Genomic DNA, 19,254 nt, shown 5'->3' on the forward strand with positions numbered 1-19,254 from the left:
GGGCACGCGGCCGCGGGTGTGCGGGACGGGCACCCGCGGCCTCGTCGCCCACGGGCCGGGGCCCCTCTCAGAGCCAGCCCCGCTGGGCGGCCCGGAGACCGGCCTCGAAGCGGCTCGTCGCGTCGAGGCGTTCCATCAGCCCCGACATCTGGCGGCGCACGGTGCGCAGGGAGACCCCGAGGCGCTTGCCGGCGGCCTCGTCGGTCATCCCGGAGGCCAGCAGCTTCAGCAGTTCCCGCTCGGCCGCGGTGATCCCGTCCTCCCCGGCCTGCTCACGTGCGGCGCCGAGGGGTACGGCCGTCCCCCAGGTCTGCTCGAAGAGGGTGACGAGCGAGGCGACGATGCCGGGGGCCGTGGTGCACAGCGCGCCGAGCCTGGAGTTCTCGGGGTCGATGGGGACCACGGCGGTGGCCCGGTCGAAGATCACCAGACGGGGCGGCAGGACCGGGCTGGTGCGCACCTGGCCACCCCGCTCGGTGGTCCACTGCGCGTAGGCGAGAGTGGCCGGATCGTTGCGGGCGCTGTCCTGGTAGACCACCCGCATGGCGACCTTCCGGTCGAGCGCGTCCTCGTCCAGGGGCCGCGAGGCGTCCAGGCTCGCCTGGGACTGCGCGCCGCCGGGCATGATCGCCATGCATTCCCGGACGAGTCCCTTGGCGAGCACTTCCAGCCGGGACTGGATGGCGTCGAGCCCGACGAGCCGCTCGGCGCCGTCGGTCTCCGTGTTCGGCCGCAGGGTCGCGAACTCGGCGACGGCGCGGGCCGCGGCCGCCTTGCTGAGCGCCAGCTCCTGCTGGCGGCGGATCAGGTCTTCCTCCTGGCGGCGCAGGATCTGCTCCAGCCCCGCCTCGGGGCTGACGGCCCGCAGTCCGCCGGCGTTCTCCCGCGAGGGAGTGAGCAGGTCGAGGTCGACGAGCCGGTCGAGCCCGTCGCGCACCTGTTCCTCCGTCAGCCCGAGCCGGGCGCCGAGTTCGGCCACTCCCCCGGTCGGATCCGCGAGCATCTCGCGGTAGACGCGCTCCACGTGCGAGTCCAGTCCCAGCGCTTCGAGCATGCTTCAGCCCCCCGGCATGAATCCCCTGTGGACGGGCTACGGCCCGCCGATCTCATGATCCTAAAGGTGGCTTGATCAAACCTACGGACGGCACCAAGGTGACAGGGCACTTTGGTGCCACCCGCTTCCCCTTCTGCACTCCCCCGACGGCCAGCAGGATGGTGTTCACCGGGACGGCGGGGCACGGAGCCCCACCCCAGGCCAGGGCCGAAAGGCCGGACCGGAGCAGCGCGCCCCGTCTCGTCCGCTCGTGTTTCCAGGGGGATTCCATGTCTCGCACCGCTCGCCTGATCGCTGCCGCCGGCCTCACCACCGTGTTCTCCTTCACCGCCCTCGCGGTCGCGGCCACCACCGCCCCCCAGGTGATCGGCTGGGACTCGGTCCGCGCCGCCGCTCCGGCGGTCATCGGCTGGGACTCGGCGCCCGCCGACAAGGCCGTCATCGGGTGGGACTCGGCGCCCGCCGACAAGGCCGTCATCGGGTGGGACTCGGTCCGCGCCGCGGGCCCGGCCGCCCCCCAGGTCATCGGCTGGGACTCGGCACCCGCGGACAAGGCCGTCATCGGCTGGGACTGACCCCCGCGGCCCCGGGCCACCCCCGACACACACGAAAGGCGGCCCCAAGGGGCCGCCTTATCGTTTCTGCATGCCGTGTGTGCAGAGGTGGGGCGGGTGGGACTCGAACCCACGGCCGACGGATTATGAGTCCGCTGCTCTAACCGGCTGAGCTACCGCCCCTTTACGGCGTGGCGCGTACATGTGTGCGCGCCGTCTGCCGCAGCATAGCCGCTCATACGATCTCCTGCTTCGGATGCCTCGCATGATCGGCTTCGCCTGCCCAGGGAGACCGCGCCGAGTGCTGCCCGGTTCCCCGTTCAGGGCAAAAAGAAAGAGGACCCACCCGGGGTCCTCTTCTCTCCTGCTCCCCCGACTGGACTCGAACCAGTAACCTGCCGGTTAACAGCCGGCTGCTCTGCCAATTGAGCTACAGGGGACCGCGCTCCCCCGACTGGACTCGAACCAGTAACCTGCCGGTTAACAGCCGGCTGCTCTGCCAATTGAGCTACAGGGGATTGCTGCGGTGCATCGAACAGCCCACCTCCGGCCTTGCCGGGGGGCGAGTGCCCGTTGCGAGTCATAGATTAGCGCAAGCAGGGGGGTGCTCCGCCAATCGGTATCGACGGCCGGCCGGGCACCACACGACGAAGGGTGACAGGCATGCGGTACAAGGTCACGTTCGTGGTCGGACTGGCCCTCGGGTACGTGCTCGGGACCCGGGCCGGACGGGAGCGGTACGAGCAGATGAAGAAGTCGGTCCGGGGGTTCGTGCAGAACCCGGCGGTCCGCAACGCCGCCGAGACGGCCGGCCACAGCGGGCGCGCCTTCGCGGGCAAGGCGTTCACCGTCGTGGGCGACAAGGTGGGCGGCGCCGTGCCGGAGTCCCTCTCCGTGCGGGTCCGCGTCCTGCGCGGCCGGGGCGGCGCCGGCTCCGAGGACGAGTGGGGCACCAGCAACACCTGAGGGCCGTCCCGGACGCGTCGAGTCCGGCCCGGCGTGCGGCAGAATTCTCCGCATGGGGATAGTCGCCGGGCTGGACAGCTCTTCCACCTTCACTCGCATCGTGGTCTGTGACACCGACACGGGCGCCGTGCTGCGCCAGGGCTACGCGCCCCATCCGCAGCCCGCCGGTGAGACGGTCCCCCACGAAACCGACCCGCAGGCCTGGCTGCTCTCCCTCGGCGAAGCCGCCGGCGGCGGACTGCTGGAGGGCGTCCAGGCCATAGGGGTCTCCGCGCAGCAGCACGGCGTCCTGCCGCTGGACGCGCAGGGCGCGCTCGTCCGGCCCGCCCTGGTCGGCAACGACAAGCGCGGCCAGGTCGCCGCCGCCGACCTCGTCGAGGCGCTGGGCGGCCGGCAGGCCTGGGTCTCGGCCGTCGGCTCCGTCCCGCACTCCGCCCAGCCGATCACGAAGCTCGCCTGGCTGGCCCGTACCGAGCCGGAGGCCGCACGCCGGGTGGCGGTGGTGATGTCCCCGCACGACTGGCTCGTCTGGCAGCTGCTCGGCCGCCCCGCCCGCCGCACCACCGACCGGGCCGGGGCGTCCGGGACCGGGTACTGGTCGGCGGCCACCGGTTCCTACCGTCCCGACCTGGTCGAGCTCGCGCTCGGGCACCAGGCGCTGCTGCCCGAGGTGCTCGGACCCGCCGACGCCGCCGGGACGACCCCCGAGGGACTGCTGATATCGGCCGGGACCGGGGAGACCACGGCCGCCGCACTCGGCCTGGGCCTCGGGCCCGGTGACGCGGTGGTCTCGCTGGGCGCGTCGGGCTCGGTGATGGCGGTCCACCACGAGGCGCTGATGGAGCCGAGCGGGCTGATCACCTCCCTGGCCGACGCGGGTGGCATGCACCTGCCGGTGGTGAACACCTCGAACGCGGTGCGGGCCCTGCGCGGCACCGCCGAGATGCTGGGCACCGACCTGGAGGGCCTCAGCGCGCTCGCGCTCAAGTCGACCCCCGGTGCACACGGACTCGTGCTCCTGCCGTACCTGGAGGGGGAGCGCACCCCCAACCTCCCGCACAGCACGGGCACCCTGTCGGGGCTGCGCCGGGACTCGATGAAGCCCGAACACCTCGCGCGGGCGGCCTTCGAGGGCATGCTCTGCGGGCTGGTGGACGCCCTCGACGTGCTGCGCCACCGGGGGGTGCCGATCCGGCGGGTGTTCCTGCTGGGCGCGGCGGCCGAACTGCCCGCCGTACAGGCCGCGGCCCCGGGGCTGTTCGGCACGCAGGTCGTCGTCCCCGCGCCCGCGGACTACGCGGCGCTCGGCGCCGCACGTCAGGCGGCCTGGGCGCTCGGGGTGCGACAGGGCACGCTGGCCCCGCACACCCCGCCGGTCTGGCCGCCCGCGGCGGCGCAGGTCTTCGAGCCGGGCGAGGAGCTCGCGGCCTGGCAGGCGGTGCGCCAGCAGTACGCGACGACGCGCGAGCAGCTCCACCCGGGCGCCTTCCAGGGCTAGCCGCGGGCCGGGCACGGGCCGGACGAGCGCCGGACGCACGCCGGACGAGCGCCTCGGCCGCGCCGTCGGCCCCGCGCCGGGTCCCTTCCCCGGACCCGGCGCGGCGTAGGTCGCGGGGTGCGCGGTGGCCTACTCCTTTTGACCGGGCTTTGCGAAAACGGGTGGGGATCACCCCTTCGGTTGACACAAGATGGACCGAACCCCCTCGATCATGCCGACCGGAGCCTGCGCGTGCTCATACGACTTTTGCGGACCTACCTGGGCCCGTACCGGAAACCGATCACCGTACTGGTGCTGCTGCAACTGCTGCAGACCAGCGCGAGCCTCTACCTGCCCACCCTCAACGCGGACATCATCGACAGAGGTGTCGTCAACGGCGACACCGGTTACATCCTGCGCTCCGGCGCCCTGATGCTCGGCGTCTCCCTCGTCCAGCTCGTGTGCAACATCGGCGCCGTCTACTACGGCGCCCGCACCGCGGCCGCCCTCGGCCGGGACGTCCGCGCCGCCGTCTTCGACCGGGTGCAGAGCTTCTCCGCCCGCGAACTGGGCCAGTTCGGCGCACCCTCGCTGATCACCCGGACGACGAACGACGTCCAGCAGGTCCAGATGCTGGCGCTGATGACCTTCACGCTGATGGTCTCGGCGCCGATCATGTGCATCGGCGGCATCGCCATGGCGCTCTCCCTCGACGTGAAGCTGTCGGGCGTGCTCCTCGCGGTGGTGCCCGTGCTCGGTCTCGCGGTCGGTGCGATCGTCCTCAAGACCCGTCCGCTGTTCCGCCAGATGCAGGACCGCCTCGACACCGTGAACCGGGTGCTGCGCGAGCAGATCACCGGCAACCGCGTGATCCGCGCGTTCGTCCGCGACGGCTACGAGGAGGAGCGGTTCCGCACCGCGAACTCCGACCTGACCGGCGTCTCGCTCGCCTCGGGCAAGCTGCTGGCGCTGATGTTCCCGACCGTCATCGTCGTCGTGAACATCTCCAGCGTGGCCGTCATCTGGTTCGGCGCGATGCGCGTGGACGGCAACGGCATGGAGATCGGCCAGCTGACGGCCTTCCTGGCCTACCTGATGCAGATCGTCATGTCCGTGATGATGGCCACCTTCATGTTCATGATGGTGCCGCGTGCCGAGGTCTGCGCCGAGCGCATCCAGGAGGTCCTGGACACCGAGTCCAGCGTGGTCCCGCCGGCCGAGCCGGTCCGCAAGCTCCTGCGGCGCGGGCAGCTGGAGCTGCGCGGCGCCGACTTCCGCTACCCGGGCGCCGAGGCGCCGGTGCTGCGCGGGGTGGACCTGGTGGCCCGCCCCGGCGAGACCACGGCGGTGATCGGCTCCACCGGCAGCGGCAAGTCCACGCTGCTCGGCCTGGTCCCCCGGCTCTTCGACGCGACCGGCGGCGACGTGCTGGTCGACGGGGAGGACGTGCGCCGGCTCGACCCGGAGCTGCTGGCCAAGACGGTCGGCATGGTCCCGCAGAAGCCGTACCTGTTCTCCGGAACGGTCGCCTCCAACCTCCGCTACGGGCGCCCGGACGCCAGCGACGAGGAGCTGTGGCACGCCCTGGAGGTGGCCCAGGCCAGGGAGTTCGTCTCCGAGCTGCAGGGCGGGCTCGACGCGCCCATCACCCAGGGCGGAACGAACGTCTCCGGCGGCCAGCGCCAGCGCCTGGCGATCGCCCGCACCCTGGTGCAACGGCCCGAGATCTACCTCTTCGACGACTCCTTCTCCGCCCTGGACTACGCGACGGACGCGGCGCTGCGCTCGGCGCTCGCCCGCGAGACCGAGGAGGCGACGGTGGTCATCGTGGCGCAGCGGGTCTCCACGATCCGCGACGCCGACCGGATCATCGTCCTCGACGAGGGCCAGGTGGTCGGCGAGGGCCGCCACCACGAGCTGATGGCCGGCAATGAGACCTACCGGGAGATCGTGCTCTCCCAGCTGACGGAGGCGGAGGCCGCATGAGCGGGCCCGGAGGACGGATGATGATGGGCCCGGCCCAGAGGTCCATGGACTTCAAGGGGTCGGGCAAGCGGCTGCTGCGGCAGCTGGCGCAGGACCGGGCCAAGCTCTGGGGCATGGTCGCGGCCGTGTTCGCGAGCGTGGCCTGCGCGGTGGTCGGACCGAAGATCCTCGGCGAGGCCACCGACCTGGTGTTCGCCGGGATCGTCGGCCGGCAGATGCCGGCCGGCATATCCAAGGAGCAGGCCCTGGAGGGTCTGCGCGCCAGGGGTCAGGGCGGGATGGCGGACATGCTGTCCGGCACCGACTTCACCCCGGGCGAGGGCATCGACTTCGGTGCCGTCGGGGTCGTGGCGATCTGGGCGCTGGTGGTGTTCACGCTGGCGGGGCTGCTCATGCTGGTCGCGACGCGGCTGTCGAACCACGTCATGAACGGCACCGTGTACCGGATGCGCGAGGAGCTCCAGGCGAAGCTGTCGCGGCTGCCGCTGTCGTACTTCGACCAGCAGCAGCGCGGCGAGGTGCTCAGCCGGGCGACGAACGACATCGACAACGTCGGGCAGACCCTGCAGCAGACGATGGGTCAGCTGCTGAACTCGCTGCTGACGATCGTCGGCGTGCTGACGATGATGTTCTGGATCTCGCCGCTGCTGGCGCTGGTCGCGCTGCTGACCGTACCGGTCTCGATCTTCGTCGCGGCGAAGATCGGCAAGAAGTCGCAGCCGCAGTTCGTGGCGCAGTGGAAGAGCACCGGCGCGCTGAACGCCCACATCGAGGAGATGTACTCCGGCCACACGCTGGTGAAGGTCTTCGGGCGGCAGAAGGAGTCGGCGGCGGTCTTCGCCGAGCAGAACGAGGAGCTCTACCGGGCCTCCTTCAAGGCGCAGCTGGTCAGCGGCATCATGCAGCCGGTGATGTTCTTCATCTCGAACATCAACTACGTGCTGATAGCCGTGGTCGGCGGTCTGCGGGTGGCTTCGGGCACCCTGTCGATCGGTGACGTGCAGGCCTTCATCCAGTACTCGCGCCAGTTCTCGATGCCGCTGACGCAGGTGGCCTCGATGGCGAACCTGGTGCAGTCGGGCGTCGCTTCGGCGGAGCGGGTGTACGAGCTGCTGGACGCGCAGGAGCAGGAGCCCGACGTGGAGGTTCCGGAGCGTCCGGAGCAGCTGCGCGGCCGGGTCACCCTCGACAAGGTGGCCTTCCGCTACGAGCCCGACAAGCCGCTCATCGAGAACCTCTCGCTCAGCGTGGAGCCGGGCCAGACGGTCGCGATCGTCGGTCCGACGGGCGCCGGCAAGACCACGCTGGTCAATCTGCTGATGCGGTTCTACGAGGTCACCGGCGGCGAGATCGCCCTCGACGGGGTGGACATCGCGAAGATGACCCGCGAGGAACTGCGGTCCGGGATCGGCATGGTGCTCCAGGACACCTGGCTGTTCGGCGGCACCATCGCGGAAAACATCGCCTACGGCGCCTCGCGCGAGGTCACCCGTGCGGAGATCGAGGAGGCCGCGCGGGCGGCGCACGCCGACCGCTTCGTCCGTACCCTGCCGGACGGCTACGACACCGTGCTGGACGACGAGGGCGCGGGCGTCAGCGCGGGCGAGAAGCAGCTGATCACGATCGCGCGGGCGTTCCTGTCGGACCCGGTGATCCTGGTGCTCGACGAGGCGACGAGCTCGGTGGACACCCGTACCGAGGTGCTGATCCAGAAGGCGATGGCGCGCCTGGCGCACGGCCGTACGTCCTTCGTGATCGCGCACCGGCTGTCCACGATCCGCGACGCGGACGTGATCCTGGTGATGGAGAACGGCTCGATCGTGGAGCAGGGCACGCACGAGGAACTGCTCGCCTCGGACGGCGCGTACGCGCGCCTGTACGCGGCGCAGTTCGCGCAGGCGGTCGCCGAGGTCGACTAGCCGCGGCACGGCACAAGGGGGCGCCCCTCGGGGCGCCCCCTTTCGCGCGTCCGGGCGGGCCGGTCAGTCCAGGTAGCCGCGCAGCTGGTCGGCGAAGGCGTGGTCGCGCAGTTTGTTGAGGGTCTTGGACTCGATCTGGCGGATCCGCTCGCGGGTCACGCCGAAGATCCGGCCGATCTCCTCCAGGGTGCGCGGCCGCCCGTCGGCGAGCCCGTAGCGGAGCTGGACCACCTTGCGCTCGCGCTCCCCGAGGGTCGACAGCACGGCTTCCAGGTGCTCGCGCAACAGGAAGAACGCGGCGGACTCCACGGGGGAGGCCGCGTCGCCGTCCTCGATGAGGTCGCCGAGGGCCACGTCGTCCTCCTCGCCGACCGGCGCGTGCAGGGAGACCGGCTCCTGCGCGAGGCGGAGCACCTCCAGCACCCGCTCGGGGGTCAGCTCCAGGTGGACGGCGACCTCTTCGGCGGTGGGTTCGTAGCCGCGCTCCTGGAGCATGCGGCGCTGGACGCGCACGACGCGGTTGATCAGCTCGACGACGTGGACGGGCACGCGGATGGTGCGGGCCTGGTCGGCGAGGGCCCGTGACATCGCCTGCCGGATCCACCATGTGGCGTAGGTGGAGAACTTGTAGCCGCGGGCGTAGTCGAACTTCTCGACGGCCCGGATCAGTCCGAGGTTTCCCTCCTGGACCAGGTCGAGCATGGTGAGGCCGCGTCCGACGTAGCGCTTGGCGACGGAGACGACCAGGCGCAGGTTCGATTCGATCAGCCGGCGCTTGGCCATCCGGCCCATCACGACGAGCCTGTCGAGGTCCACGGCGAGCTGGGAGTCGAGGTCGGCGGCGCCGCCGAGCTTCTCCTCGGCGAAGAGGCCGGCTTCCACCCGCCGTGCGAGGTCGACCTCCTCCGCGGCGGTGAGCAGCGGGATCCTGCCGATCTCGCGCAGGTACTGCCGGAAGAGGTCCGCGGAGGGTCCGGCCCCGCCGCCCTCCGCGCCGCGGGCCCGCGGCGGGGGTGCGTGCTCGATCAGTTCCAGGACCTCGGGCCCCTCGTCGGCCGCTCCGTCCTCGGCCGCTCCGTCCTCGGCCGCCTCGGCCGCCGGATCCGCCGCTTCGTCCACGGCCTCGTCCACGGCCTCGTCCGCCCTTCGGGCCTCGGGAGCGGCGGCGGTCCGGGCCGTGCCGCTGGCTTCGGCGGTGTCGTCGACGGGCCGGCTCGCGTTCACGGTCAGGGTCTGGGTCTGCACGGGGGCGACCTCCAGGGCTGGCGAGGACTCAAGCACCGCACCTCAGTGTGGGGTACGACACATCGCCGCCACGAGGGGCGTGCGAGCACTTTCTGAGTCCGGTGCGTGACCGGATGGTTACCCCCCGCCGGGAACCCCGATGCGGATCGGACGCATGTCCGAGATGATCGACATCATGTCTTCGTACGGAACCTACGAAACCCACGTGACGGTCCTGTGTCCGGACGCGGCGGAGCTGGCCCGGCTCGAATCATGGGCCGGGGCACGGGAGTTGAAGGTCACGCACATCACGCCGGTACGGGGCCGGACCCGCTCCCGGTCGATGCTGACGCTGCCGGACCGCACGGGTCACGAGAGGCTGGTGCCGCAGCTGCGGGCGGCGGGCTTCGACCCGGTCCGGGTCAAGGTGGAGACGGTGCCCTGGAGCACGGAACCGGCGGGCCCGGGCGGGGGCTACCACGAGCACCACCTGCGGCTGCTGCTGCCGCCCGGGTACGACCACGGGGCACTGGAAGCGCTGGTGCTCCCGCACGGGGCCCGTCTGTCGTGGACGGCCTGCGGCGGCCGGCCGGGGTCCGGCGGCGCGGGCCCGGAGCAGGAGCGGTACGTGACCCAGCGGGTGCGCGGCAGCGCCTCGCGGGCGGCGGCGGCCTGCGACACGCTGATCGCGGAACTGGTGGCGGCCGGGTACGAGATCGGGTGCGAGCTGCGTGAACTCGTGCTGTACGACAGCGCCCTGCCGCCGGCCGCCCCGACGGACGGGCGGGAACCGGGCGACGGGGGGCGGGCCGGGGAGGGGCGGGCCGGGGAGGGGCTTTAGGCCATCCAGAAGAAGACGGCCGTCATCCGCTTGTCCTCCAGGGTCGTGCCCCAGTAACCGGTCGCGCTGTGGATCAGGTTGGCGGAGTAGAGCAGGAGCCGGTTGTAGCGGTGCGGTACGCGGACGTCCTCGGTGAAGGAGTCCTCGGGGACGAAGCGGGTGCCCAGGGCGTCGACCAGGTTGTTGTGCGGGGCGAGGACCTGGTTGCCGCCGAGGACGCCGCCGGGAAGGCTCTGGCGGTAGAAGCTGGTGCCGCAGTCCTTCGGGGTGCCGGGGCTGAGGTAGAGCACGGCGGCGTAGCGGCACAGGGTGCGGGAGTCGGTGTGCGGGCGGGGCTCGCACTCGCCCTCGCCGACGACCTGGACGCAGTTGTGGTTGAAGGTGCCGGCGCCCTCCGGGTTCTCGGGCCAGATCCGCCGGGCGCCGGTCGCCTGGCGCACCAGCCTCTCCACGCGGGCCAGTTCGGGCGGCTCCAGGCCGGGCATGGCCCGCAGCCCCGGCCAGGGCTCGGGCTTGTGCGGGGCGCCCTGGACCCAGTCCTCCTTGGCCAGGCAACGGGCCCGGACGGCGTCCACGTCGGGCAGTACGTCGTCCAGGACCCAGTAGTCGCGGCCGCGGGTCGGCTTGCGGTACGGAAGCACCGGGAGGGCGCGGGAGACCGGAGGCTGCTGGGGGCGGAATACCATGGCGGGAACGGTAGTTCGGGGCTCTTGACCCCGCGCCAAAGCGTCGGCCAAGACTGCGGCAAGAGATGGTCTCGGCACGGTCGGACGGACCGGTCTCCCGGACACGGCGCGCCGGTGTCGGCGACGCGGGCCGGAGCCACCGCCCGTCCCCGGCGGGAGGTCACCGCGAGCGGGGTGCCGTCGCTCACCCCGAGGCGCAGCACCTCCAGGTCGCCGCGGACCCCGGGCAGCGGGGTGGGGCGCGGCGGCACAGCAGGGCGCGGCCCTCGGGCTGGTGGTGGTGCCGGTCTCCTCCGCCCACGTTGCCGCGCGCGTACGCCTACTCGTTGGCCAGCCCGCGGCGACGGCGTCGAGGGCCTCCTCCCAGGCGGCCGGGACGAGCCGCCCGGCGTGGGTGCGGACGAGCGGTTCGGTCGGGCGCACCCGGGAGGAGAGCACGGCGTGGGCGGTGCGGCCCCTGCCGTACTGCGTGCCCGGGTTGACGGGGAAGTAGGCCCGCTCCTCGACCGGAGCGCGCCGTACGGGCAGTGCGTGGCGGGAGCGGCGGAAGCGGCTTCCGGCGTGGGCATGCGGCCGGCCTGCGCCGGGGGTGTTACACGGGTCGCACGCCCGCATCAAGGACCGGGGTTCTCCCCCTCAGCACCGTCCGGCGGGGACGGCAGGCGGTACTCGGGCCGGTCCAGGACCTCGACGTACTCGATCCGGCCGTGGAGGACGTCAAGGATCAGCATGCCCCGGTCAGGGAGCAGGGGCACGTTGCGGAAGCCGGGGCCGTAGGGGGTGCCCTGCACGTGCGTGCCGGTGACGATGCTCTGGCAGAAGTCGTCCGCGCAGCCGCACGCCCCGACCACGCGGAGGTCGTGGGCGCAGATGGCGAGGTCCCGTTCGCCCTCCTCCTCCAGGAGACGGACGAGTTCGGCCGTCAGGGCGGGGAGGACTTCCCGTACGAGGGGTGCTTCCTGTTCCACGGGCCGGACGGTACCCCGGCGCCCCGGCGGGGGCACGCGCTTTCCCGCCGGGCGGCGCCGGGCCGCGGGGTCACTGGCCCGTCAGGTACTTCACCGTCAGGCCGGCCGTCCAGCCGCCGTCCACCGCCAGCTCGGCGCCCGTCACGTATCCGGCGGCGTCCGAGAGCAGGAAGGCGACGGCGGCGGCGATCTCCTCGGGGACACCGACCCGGCCCAGGGGGGCGCCGGGGTAGTTGCCCTCGCCGGCCTGGATGCCGACCGGGGCCGTCATCGGGGTCAGCGTCATGCCCGGGTGCACCGAGTTCACCCGGATCCCCGCCTCGGCGAGCTCGACCGCGCCGATCTTCGACAGGCCGCGCACACCCCACTTCGAGGCCCCGTACCCGGCGGTGAGCGCGAGTCCGGTGAGTCCGGCCGCGGAGGAGATGTTGACGATGGAGCCACCGCCGTTCGCCCGGAGCAGCGGGATCGCCGCCTTGATCCCGATGAACACGCCGACCAGGTTGATCTCGACGACCCGGCGGAAGTGCTCGACGCTCTCGTGCTCCAGGAACTGGCCCGTGGAGATGCCGGCGTTGTTGACGAGCCCGTCGATCCGGCCGAACTCGGCGACCGCGTGCTCCAGGGCCGCCCGCCAGTCGTCCTCGCTGGTCACGTCGTGCCGCAGGAAGCGGGCCGCGTCGCCGAGCTTCGCCGCGGTCTCGGCGCCCTCCGCCTCCAGCACGTCGGTGATCAGCACCCGGCCGCCGCCGTCCACGACGGCCTGCGCGGCCGCCGCGCCGAGCCCCCGGGCCCCACCGGTGATGACGACGACCTTGCCGCTCAGATCCACAACAGCCACGGTTCCACGCCCCTGCCAGACAGATAGGTATATGACTAATCGGCATACGCCGATCGTGGCGTCAGTCTGCCAGAGCGCCCAGGGCCCGCGACACCCCCTCCTCCTTGGGCCCGAGGAACGTCGGATCCGGCCGGAGGACCGCGTCCAGCGCCGCCTTGCCCGCGGCGAACACCTCGCGGGCCCCGCCGTAGTACCAGGTGGCGTCGTGCGCGTCGTCGACCCCGACCCCGTACGCGTCCACGCCCGCGGCCTGGCACAGGGCCACGGCCCGGTGTATGTGGAACCCCTGGCTGACCAGGACCGCCCGGTGCACCCCGAAGATCTCCCGGGCGCGCACGCAGGAGTCCCAGGTGTCGAAGCCGGCGTAGTCACTGACCACCCGCCCGTCGGGGACCCCGTGGGCGGTGAGGTAGGTCCGCATCGCATCGGGCTCGTCGTACTCGCGGCGACTGTTGTCCCCGGTGACCAGGACCACCTTGACCTTGCCGGTGCGGTACAGCTCCACGGCCACGTCGAGCCGGTTGGCCAGGTACGGGGTCGGGCGGCCGTTCCACAGCCCGGCCCCGAACACCACGGCGACCTCCGCCACGGGCGCCCGGGCGGTGGTCCGCAGCCGGTCGGCCGCGCTCACGTGGGTCCACGTCGAGGGCAGCAGCGCCAGCACGCACAGCCCCATCACGACCCGCACCGCCCGCCGCCTCGCCCGCACCGTCCGCGGCCATCCCGCCCGCGACCGCACCGTCCGCAGCCATCCCGCCCGCGACCCCCCGGACCCCGCACCGCGCTGCGGCCCGGCAACCGCCACCCCGTCCTTCACCACACCCGAATGCGCACCCGGCCCAGCCCCCGGCCCTGTCCCCGTCTCCGTCCCCGTCTCCGTGCTCGCGTTCCCGCCCGCGCCCATGCCGGCGCCCGCCTCCGCACCCGCGTCCACGCCCGCGCCCGCGTCCGCATCCACTGCCGCGTCCATGCCCGTGACCTGCTCCGGCTTCCCCATGACCGATCCCCCTCTCTCCACACCTCGTTCGCACGGATTGACGAACCGCCCCTCCCCGCCAGTTCCGCCCGCCCCCGCTTTCACCCGTACGAATGAGCGAGTGAGCGCGCCGAAACGACCCGTCACCCCGGCGCAACGCCCACGCAACCTCCGGCGCGCAGTATCGGTTCATGACGGAGCCGGTGCACCCTCCCGAAACCCTTCCCCTCCCCTTCGGCAGCGCGGCCGAGCTGCTGTCCCGGATCACCGACCAGCTCGGCAGCCAGCTCAGCGGACTGCGCCCGCCACGCGCCCGGCACCACGGAGCCCACCCATGCAGCCCACCCTCGTCGCCGTGGCCCACGGCAGCCGCGACCCGCGCGCCCCGCACACCGTCCTCGCCCTCCTCGAACGGGTCCGCGAGCTCCGCCCCCGCCTCGACGTCCGCCTCGGCCACATCGAGCTGAACCGGCCCCTGCTCGGCGACACCCTGCGCGCACTGTCCGGGGAGGCGGTGCTCGTGCCGCTGCTGCTCGGGCGCGGCACGCACGTCAAACGGGACCTCCCCGCCTCCGCCGCCCGGGCCGCCCACCTGTGGGTCCGCGTCGCCGCGCCGCTGGGGCCGCACCCGCTGCTCGTCGAGGCCCTGTTCGAGCGTCTCCTGGAGGCCGGCTGGAACCCGGGCCGGCCCGACGGCGCGGCCGTCGTGCTGGCCGCCGCCGGATCCCGCGACCCCGAATCCGCCGCCGACACCCGGCGCACCGCCGCCCAGCTGTCCGAGCGGCTCGGCGGGATACCCGTGGTGCCCGCCTACGCCTCCGCCAACACCTCCGCCACACCCGACGTCCGCGAGGTCGTCCGCGCGCTGACCGCCCGGGGCCACCACCGGATCGCGGTGGCCTCGTACTTCGCCGCCCCGGGCCGGTTCGCCTCCGCGAGCGCCGCCGCCGCGCCCGGTCCGGCGTCCGCCCCGCTCGGCGCCCATCCGGCGCTGGCCAGGCTGGTCCTCCAGCGCTACGACGAGGCCCTCGCCCGCGAGGCCGACCGGCGCGAACTGGCCACCGCATAAAGGCGGTGTTCGTTCGGATTGCTCGGAATGTCGGTGACTCCGGTTAACGTCTGAGCATGGAAGGCACCCCGCACGCCCCCGCCTACGAGTCCTACGAGTCCTACGACACGGCCGCCACCGAGCGCTGGGCCCCCGAGCCGGACAAGCGCCCCGGCCGCACCGCCTTCCAGCGCGACCGCGCGCGCGTGCTGCACTCGGCCGCCCTGCGCCGGCTCGCCGGGAAGACCCAGGTGGTCACCCCGGGAACCCGTTCCTACGAGTGGGACGCGAGCCCCCGTACCCGGCTGACCCACTCCCTGGAGTGCGCGCAGATCGGCCGGGAGCTCGGCGCCGCCCTGGGCTGTGACCCCGACCTCGTCGAGGCGGCCTGCCTCTCCCACGACATGGGCCACCCGCCCTTCGGGCACAACGGCGAGGAGGCGCTCAACGAGTTCGCCAAGGACTGCGGCGGCTTCGAGGGCAACGCCCAGTCGCTGCGCCTGCTGACCCGGCTGGAGCCCAAGCGGTTCGTGCCGGACCCTGCGGGCGGGCAACCCGTCAGCGTCGGCCTCAACCTCACCCGCGCCTGCCTGGACGCCGCCACCAAGTACCCCTGGGCCCGCGGGAACCACCCCACCGACCCCGGCTCGGTGAAGTTCGGCGCCTACGAGGACGACCTGCCGGTCTTCGAGTGGCTGCGCCGCGGCGCGCCCGCCGACCGCAAGTGCTTCGAGGCCCAGGTCATGGACTGGTCGGACGACGTCGCGTACTCGGTGCACGACTTCGAGGACGGCCTGCACGCCGGACACCTCGACCCCAACCTCCTGTTCGCCGAGCCCGAGCGGGACGCCATCTGGCAGGTGGCCATCGGCCGCTACGTCCCGGCCGACACCGAACCCGAGGAACTGCGCGAGGCGCTCGACCGTTTGATGGAGGAGGACTGGTGGCCACACGGCTACGACGGCTCGGCCGTGGCCCAGGCCCGGCTGAAGGACGCCACCAGCCAGCTGGTCGGCCGCTTCTGCCTGGCCGCAGAGGGCGCCACCCGTGAGGCGTACGGCTCCGGGCGCCTCAGCCGCTACGGCGCCGAGCTGGTGGTGCCGCGCGCGGCACGCAACGAATGCGCCGTCCTCAAGGCCGTCGCCGACCTGTACGTGATACAGCGCGACGAGCAGGAGCGACTGCGCGCGGACCAGCGCATCGTCCTGGCCGAACTCGCCGAGGCGCTCAGCGCCCGCGCACCCGAGGGGCTCGACCCCCAGTTCCGGGCGATCTTCGACGCCGCCCCGGACGACAGGGCCCGCAAGCGCGCGGTGATCGACCAGATCGCGTGCCTGACCGACGCCTCCGCCCGCTCCCTGCACGCACGCCTCACCAGACGCGGGCAGCGCACCGGGGGGTGAGCCGATCGGGCCATTCCCCCTTCACGCGGCAGGCTCGGTGCGGGACGCTCGCATGTGGTCGCATATGACGAAGAGGTTATGAGGAGGCATCAGGTGGTCGACGCACACCAGACGTTCATCATCGTCGGCGGAGGGCTCGCCGGGGCGAAAGCCGCCGAGACGCTGAGGGCGGAGGGGTTCACGGGGCGGGTGATCCTGATCGGGGACGAGCGCGAGCATCCGTACGAGCGGCCACCGCTGTCCAAGGGCTACCTGGTGGGCAAGGAGGACCGCGACAGCGTCTTCGTCCACGAGCCGTCCTGGTACGCGACCGCCGAGATCGAACTGCACCTTGGCCAGCCCGCCGTCCACCTGGACCGGGCCGCCAAGACGGTGCGCCTGGGCGACGGCACCCTGCTGCACTACGACAAGCTCCTGCTGGCCACCGGCGCCGAACCGCGCCGCCTGGACGTCCCGGGGACGGGCCTGGCCGGCGTGCACCACCTGCGGCGCCTCGCGCACGCCGAGCGGCTGCGGGGCGTCCTGGCCGCCCTGGGCCGGGACAACGGCCACCTGCTGATCGCGGGTGCCGGGTGGATCGGCCTGGAGGTCGCCGCGGCGGCCCGCGAGTACGGGGCCGAGGTCACCGTCGTCGAGCCTCTGGCCACCCCGCTGCACGCGGTGCTGGGCCCGGAGGTCGGCCGGCTCTTCACCGACCTGCACGCCGAGCACGGGGTCCGCTTCCACTTCGGGGCGCGGCTCACCGAGATCGTCGGCCAGGACGGCATGGTGCTGGCCGCGCGGACGGAGGACGGCGAGGAGCACCCGGCGCACGCGGTGCTCGCGGCGATCGGCGCCGCGCCGCGGACCGCGCTCGCCGAGACCTCCGGCCTGGCCCTGGTCGACCGGGAGCACGGCGGCGGGATCGCGGTCGACGAGTCGCTGCGCACCTCCGATCCGGACATCTACGCGGCCGGGGACGTGGCCGCCGCGCACCACCCGTGGATCGGGTCCCGGCTGCGGGTGGAGCACTGGGCCAACGCGCTCAACGGCGGCCCCGCCGCCGCGCGGGCCATGCTGGGCCAGGAGGTCAGCTACGACCGGGTGCCGTACTTCTTCTCCGACCAGTACGACGTGGGCCTGGAGTACTCGGGGTACGCCCCGGCCGGGAGCTACGACCAGGTGCTGATCCGCGGGGACGTGGGCAAGCGGGAGTTCATCGCCTTCTGGCTCTCCGAGGGCCGGGTGCTGGCCGGCATGAACGTGAACGTGTGGGACGTCGCCGAGCAGATCCAGGCCCTGATCAGGTCGGGACGCCCGGTGCAGGCCGACCGGCTCACGGACCCGGAGATTCCGCTTCCCTCGCTGCTGAAGGAGCAGGGGGCCTGACGGGTTTGTCCGCGCCCGGCCGTAGACTTCACGCGTGGCAGGACGGATCAACGACGACGACGTGAAGGCGGTACGGGACGCGGTCCCGATCGACGCCGTGGTCTCCGAGTACCTCCAGCTGCGCAACGCCGGCGGCGGCAACCTCAAGGGCCTGTGCCCCTTCCACGACGAGAAGTCCCCGTCCTTCCAGGTCAGCCCCAGCAAGGGCTTCTACCACTGCTTCGGCTGCCAGGCCGGCGGGGACACCCTCGACTTCATCATGAAGATCGACCACCTCTCCTTCTCGGAGGCGGTCGAGCGGCTGGCCGGCCAGGCCGGCATCACCCTGCGGTACGAGGAGGGCGGCTACACCGCCGGCACCAGCGGCCGGGGCGAGCGCATCCGCCTGGTCGAGGCCCACAAGGCCGCCGCCCTCTTCTACGCGGAGCAGCTCGGCGGGGCCGAGGCGGAGATCGGCCGCCGGTTCCTGGCGGAGCGCGGCTTCGACCAGGCGGCGGCCGAGCACTTCGGGGTGGGCTACAGCCCGGCCGGCTGGGACCACCTGACCCGGTTCCTGCGCGGCAAGGGCTTCAGCGACAAGGAGCTGATCCTCTCCGGACTGGCCCAGGACAGCCGCAGCGGCAAGCCCATCGACCGGTTCCGCGGCCGGCTCATGTGGCCGATCCGCGACATCAGCGGCGAGGTCGTCGGCTTCGGCGCGCGCAAGCTGCGCGACGACGACAACGGCCCGAAGTACCTGAACACCCCCGAGACGGCGATCTACAAGAAGTCCCAGGTGCTGTACGGCATCGACCTGGCCAAGAAGGAGATCGCCAAGACCTCCCGGGCCGTGGTCGTCGAGGGCTACACCGACGTCATGGCCTGCCACCTGGCCGGGGTCACCACCGCCATCGCCACCTGTGGCACGGCCTTCGGCGGGGACCACATCAAGATCCTGCGCCGGCTGCTGATGGACAACGCGACCGCCGAGGTGATCTTCACCTTCGACGGTGACGCGGCCGGGCAGAAGGCGGCCCTGCGGGCGTTCGAGGACGACCAGAAGTTCGCCGCGGAGACCTCCATCACCATCGCCCCGGGCGGGATGGACCCCTGTGACCTGCGGCTCGCGCAGGGCGACGCCGCCGTGTCCGGGCTGGTGGACTCCCGCACCCCGCTGTTCGAGTTCGCCCTGCGGCACATCGTCGGCCGGCACAACCTGGAGAACCCGGCCGGCCGCGCGGCCGCGCTGGCCGAGGCCGCTCCGGTCGTCGCGAGCATCAAGGACCTCTCGATCCAGCACGAGTCGGCCGTCCAGCTGGCGGGCATGCTGGGCATCCTCGACGAGCAGTTCGTCGTCAAGCGGGTCGCGCAGCTGGCGCGCTGGGCCCGTGAGCGCGGCAACCAGCCGCAGCAGGGCCGCGGTGGCGGGCGGCCTCCCCAGGAGGCTCCGCCCGCGCAGCCGCCCGCCGCGGACCGGGGCGGTCCCGCGCTGAACCTGCGCAGCCCCGCCCACCGCACGGAGCGCGAGCTGCTCAAGCTGGCGCTCCAGCGCCCCGCGCTGGTCTCCCCCGCCTTCGACGCGTACGGGATCGACGAGTTCACGGCCCCGCCCTACGCCGCGGTCCGCCAGGCCATCCAGGACGCCGGGGGCGCCGCCCAGGGCACGGAGGACTACCTGGTCCGGGTCCGCGAGGCCGCGCCGAACGACACCGTCCGCGCGATGGTCACGGAGCTGGCGGTGGAGGCCATCCACGCCAAGACGGTGGACGAGATCTACGCGGGGGTCCAGCTGGTCCAGGTCCGGCTGCGCGCCGTGGACCGCCGCGTCCTGGAGATCCAGGGCACGATGACCCGCCTGAGCCCGCAGGCCCCGCCGGAGCAGCACGCGGCGGTCCAGCAGGAACTGTGGGTCCTGCAGCAGTACGGGCAGCGTCTGCGCAACCGCGGGGCCGAAGGGCTCTGAG

At 72.7% G+C, this 19,254-nt stretch carries 16 protein-coding genes, 3 tRNA genes and 1 pseudogene; 10 read left to right on the top strand and 10 right to left on the bottom strand.

Features of this window, described 5'->3' with window-relative positions; all coding sequences use genetic code 11:
- Positions 1-67: 67 nt before the first annotated feature.
- Positions 68-1,054 (bottom strand): helix-turn-helix transcriptional regulator, encoded by a 987-nt coding sequence (locus ABZW32_RS03640; RefSeq protein WP_356210656.1) that lies wholly within the window; start codon positions 1,052-1,054, stop codon positions 68-70.
- Positions 1,055-1,323: 269 nt separating this feature from the next.
- Between ABZW32_RS03640 and ABZW32_RS03645 the strand changes: the two genes are divergently transcribed.
- Complete coding sequence (locus ABZW32_RS03645; RefSeq protein ID WP_356210658.1) at positions 1,324-1,629, top strand: hypothetical protein; 306 nt, start codon at positions 1,324-1,326, stop codon at positions 1,627-1,629.
- Positions 1,630-1,717: 88 nt separating this feature from the next.
- Here the strand turns inward: ABZW32_RS03645 and ABZW32_RS03650 are convergent.
- The 3 genes from ABZW32_RS03650 to ABZW32_RS03660 form a co-directional block, all read right to left on the bottom strand.
- Positions 1,718-1,791: transfer RNA gene (locus ABZW32_RS03650), tRNA-Ile, on the bottom strand.
- Positions 1,792-1,975: 184 nt separating this feature from the next.
- Positions 1,976-2,048 (bottom strand) — tRNA-Asn (locus ABZW32_RS03655).
- A gap of 5 nt (positions 2,049-2,053) precedes the next feature.
- Positions 2,054-2,126, bottom strand: a tRNA-Asn gene (locus ABZW32_RS03660).
- Positions 2,127-2,271: 145 nt separating this feature from the next.
- Here ABZW32_RS03660 and ABZW32_RS03665 point away from each other — a divergent pair.
- The 4 genes from ABZW32_RS03665 (at position 2,272) to ABZW32_RS03680 (ending at position 7,956) form a co-directional block, all read left to right on the top strand.
- Complete coding sequence (locus ABZW32_RS03665; protein ID WP_356210660.1) at positions 2,272-2,574, top strand: YtxH domain-containing protein; 303 nt, start codon at positions 2,272-2,274, stop codon at positions 2,572-2,574.
- Positions 2,575-2,626: 52 nt separating this feature from the next.
- The gene (locus ABZW32_RS03670) at positions 2,627-4,072 is read left to right on the top strand and encodes an FGGY family carbohydrate kinase (protein ID WP_356210663.1); all 1,446 of its coding nucleotides are present in this window, start codon (positions 2,627-2,629) and stop codon (positions 4,070-4,072) included.
- Positions 4,073-4,303: 231 nt separating this feature from the next.
- A complete protein-coding gene (locus ABZW32_RS03675; protein WP_356210666.1) occupies positions 4,304-6,037 on the top strand; it encodes an ABC transporter ATP-binding protein in 1,734 nt (577 codons plus the stop codon).
- Entirely contained in the window at positions 6,034-7,956 is a 1,923-nt protein-coding gene (locus ABZW32_RS03680) for an ABC transporter ATP-binding protein (protein ID WP_356210668.1), read from the top strand. Before ABZW32_RS03675 ends, ABZW32_RS03680 begins: the two co-directional genes overlap by 4 nt.
- Positions 7,957-8,019: 63 nt before the next feature.
- On the opposite strand, the gene ABZW32_RS03685 is transcribed toward ABZW32_RS03680, so the two are convergent.
- Positions 8,020-9,075 carry an RNA polymerase sigma factor gene (locus tag ABZW32_RS03685; protein ID WP_356210852.1) on the bottom strand — a complete coding sequence of 352 codons (1,056 nt, stop codon included), beginning with the start codon at positions 9,073-9,075 and terminating at the stop codon, positions 8,020-8,022.
- A gap of 301 nt (positions 9,076-9,376) precedes the next feature.
- On the opposite strand from ABZW32_RS03685, the gene ABZW32_RS03690 reads away from it, so the two are divergent.
- Positions 9,377-10,021 carry a hypothetical protein gene (locus ABZW32_RS03690; protein ID WP_356210671.1) on the top strand — a complete coding sequence of 215 codons (645 nt, stop codon included), beginning with the start codon at positions 9,377-9,379 and terminating at the stop codon, positions 10,019-10,021.
- On the opposite strand, the gene ABZW32_RS03695 is transcribed toward ABZW32_RS03690, so the two are convergent.
- From ABZW32_RS03695 to ABZW32_RS03715, 5 genes and pseudogenes are all read right to left on the bottom strand, one after another.
- Positions 10,018-10,707: a DUF6445 family protein gene (locus tag ABZW32_RS03695; protein ID WP_356210855.1), complete on the bottom strand. Its 690-nt coding sequence runs from the start codon at positions 10,705-10,707 to the stop codon at positions 10,018-10,020. The genes ABZW32_RS03690 and ABZW32_RS03695 overlap by 4 nt on opposite strands.
- Before the next feature lie 333 nt (positions 10,708-11,040).
- A pseudogene (locus ABZW32_RS03700) lies at positions 11,041-11,276 on the bottom strand (nitrite reductase); the annotation flags it as partial.
- Between the two features lie 45 nt (positions 11,277-11,321).
- Positions 11,322-11,675 (bottom strand): hypothetical protein, encoded by a 354-nt coding sequence (locus tag ABZW32_RS03705; protein ID WP_356210674.1) that lies wholly within the window; start codon positions 11,673-11,675, stop codon positions 11,322-11,324.
- Between the two features lie 70 nt (positions 11,676-11,745).
- Entirely contained in the window at positions 11,746-12,516 is a 771-nt protein-coding gene (locus ABZW32_RS03710; protein WP_356210676.1) for a glucose 1-dehydrogenase, read from the bottom strand.
- Positions 12,517-12,577: 61 nt separating this feature from the next.
- Positions 12,578-13,264: an ElyC/SanA/YdcF family protein gene (locus tag ABZW32_RS03715; RefSeq protein ID WP_356210857.1), complete on the bottom strand. Its 687-nt coding sequence runs from the start codon at positions 13,262-13,264 to the stop codon at positions 12,578-12,580.
- Between the two features lie 562 nt (positions 13,265-13,826).
- Between ABZW32_RS03715 and ABZW32_RS03720 the strand changes: the two genes are divergently transcribed.
- The 4 genes from ABZW32_RS03720 to dnaG all read left to right on the top strand — a co-directional run bounded on the left by ABZW32_RS03720 (position 13,827) and on the right by dnaG (position 19,253).
- Complete coding sequence (locus tag ABZW32_RS03720; RefSeq protein WP_356210678.1) at positions 13,827-14,561, top strand: sirohydrochlorin chelatase; 735 nt, start codon at positions 13,827-13,829, stop codon at positions 14,559-14,561.
- A 56-nt stretch (positions 14,562-14,617) separates the two neighbouring features.
- The gene (locus tag ABZW32_RS03725; RefSeq protein ID WP_356210681.1) at positions 14,618-15,943 is read left to right on the top strand and encodes a deoxyguanosinetriphosphate triphosphohydrolase; all 1,326 of its coding nucleotides are present in this window, start codon (positions 14,618-14,620) and stop codon (positions 15,941-15,943) included.
- A 93-nt stretch (positions 15,944-16,036) separates the two neighbouring features.
- Positions 16,037-17,311 carry an FAD-dependent oxidoreductase gene (locus tag ABZW32_RS03730; protein ID WP_356210684.1) on the top strand — a complete coding sequence of 425 codons (1,275 nt, stop codon included), beginning with the start codon at positions 16,037-16,039 and terminating at the stop codon, positions 17,309-17,311.
- A 34-nt stretch (positions 17,312-17,345) separates the two neighbouring features.
- Complete coding sequence (gene dnaG, locus ABZW32_RS03735; RefSeq protein WP_356210686.1) at positions 17,346-19,253, top strand: DNA primase; 1,908 nt, start codon at positions 17,346-17,348, stop codon at positions 19,251-19,253.
- The last annotated feature ends 1 nt before the right edge of the window (position 19,254 follow it).

This window comes from Streptomyces sp. NPDC004667, assembly GCF_040609475.1.
Classification (GTDB): domain Bacteria; phylum Actinomycetota; class Actinomycetes; order Streptomycetales; family Streptomycetaceae; genus Streptomyces.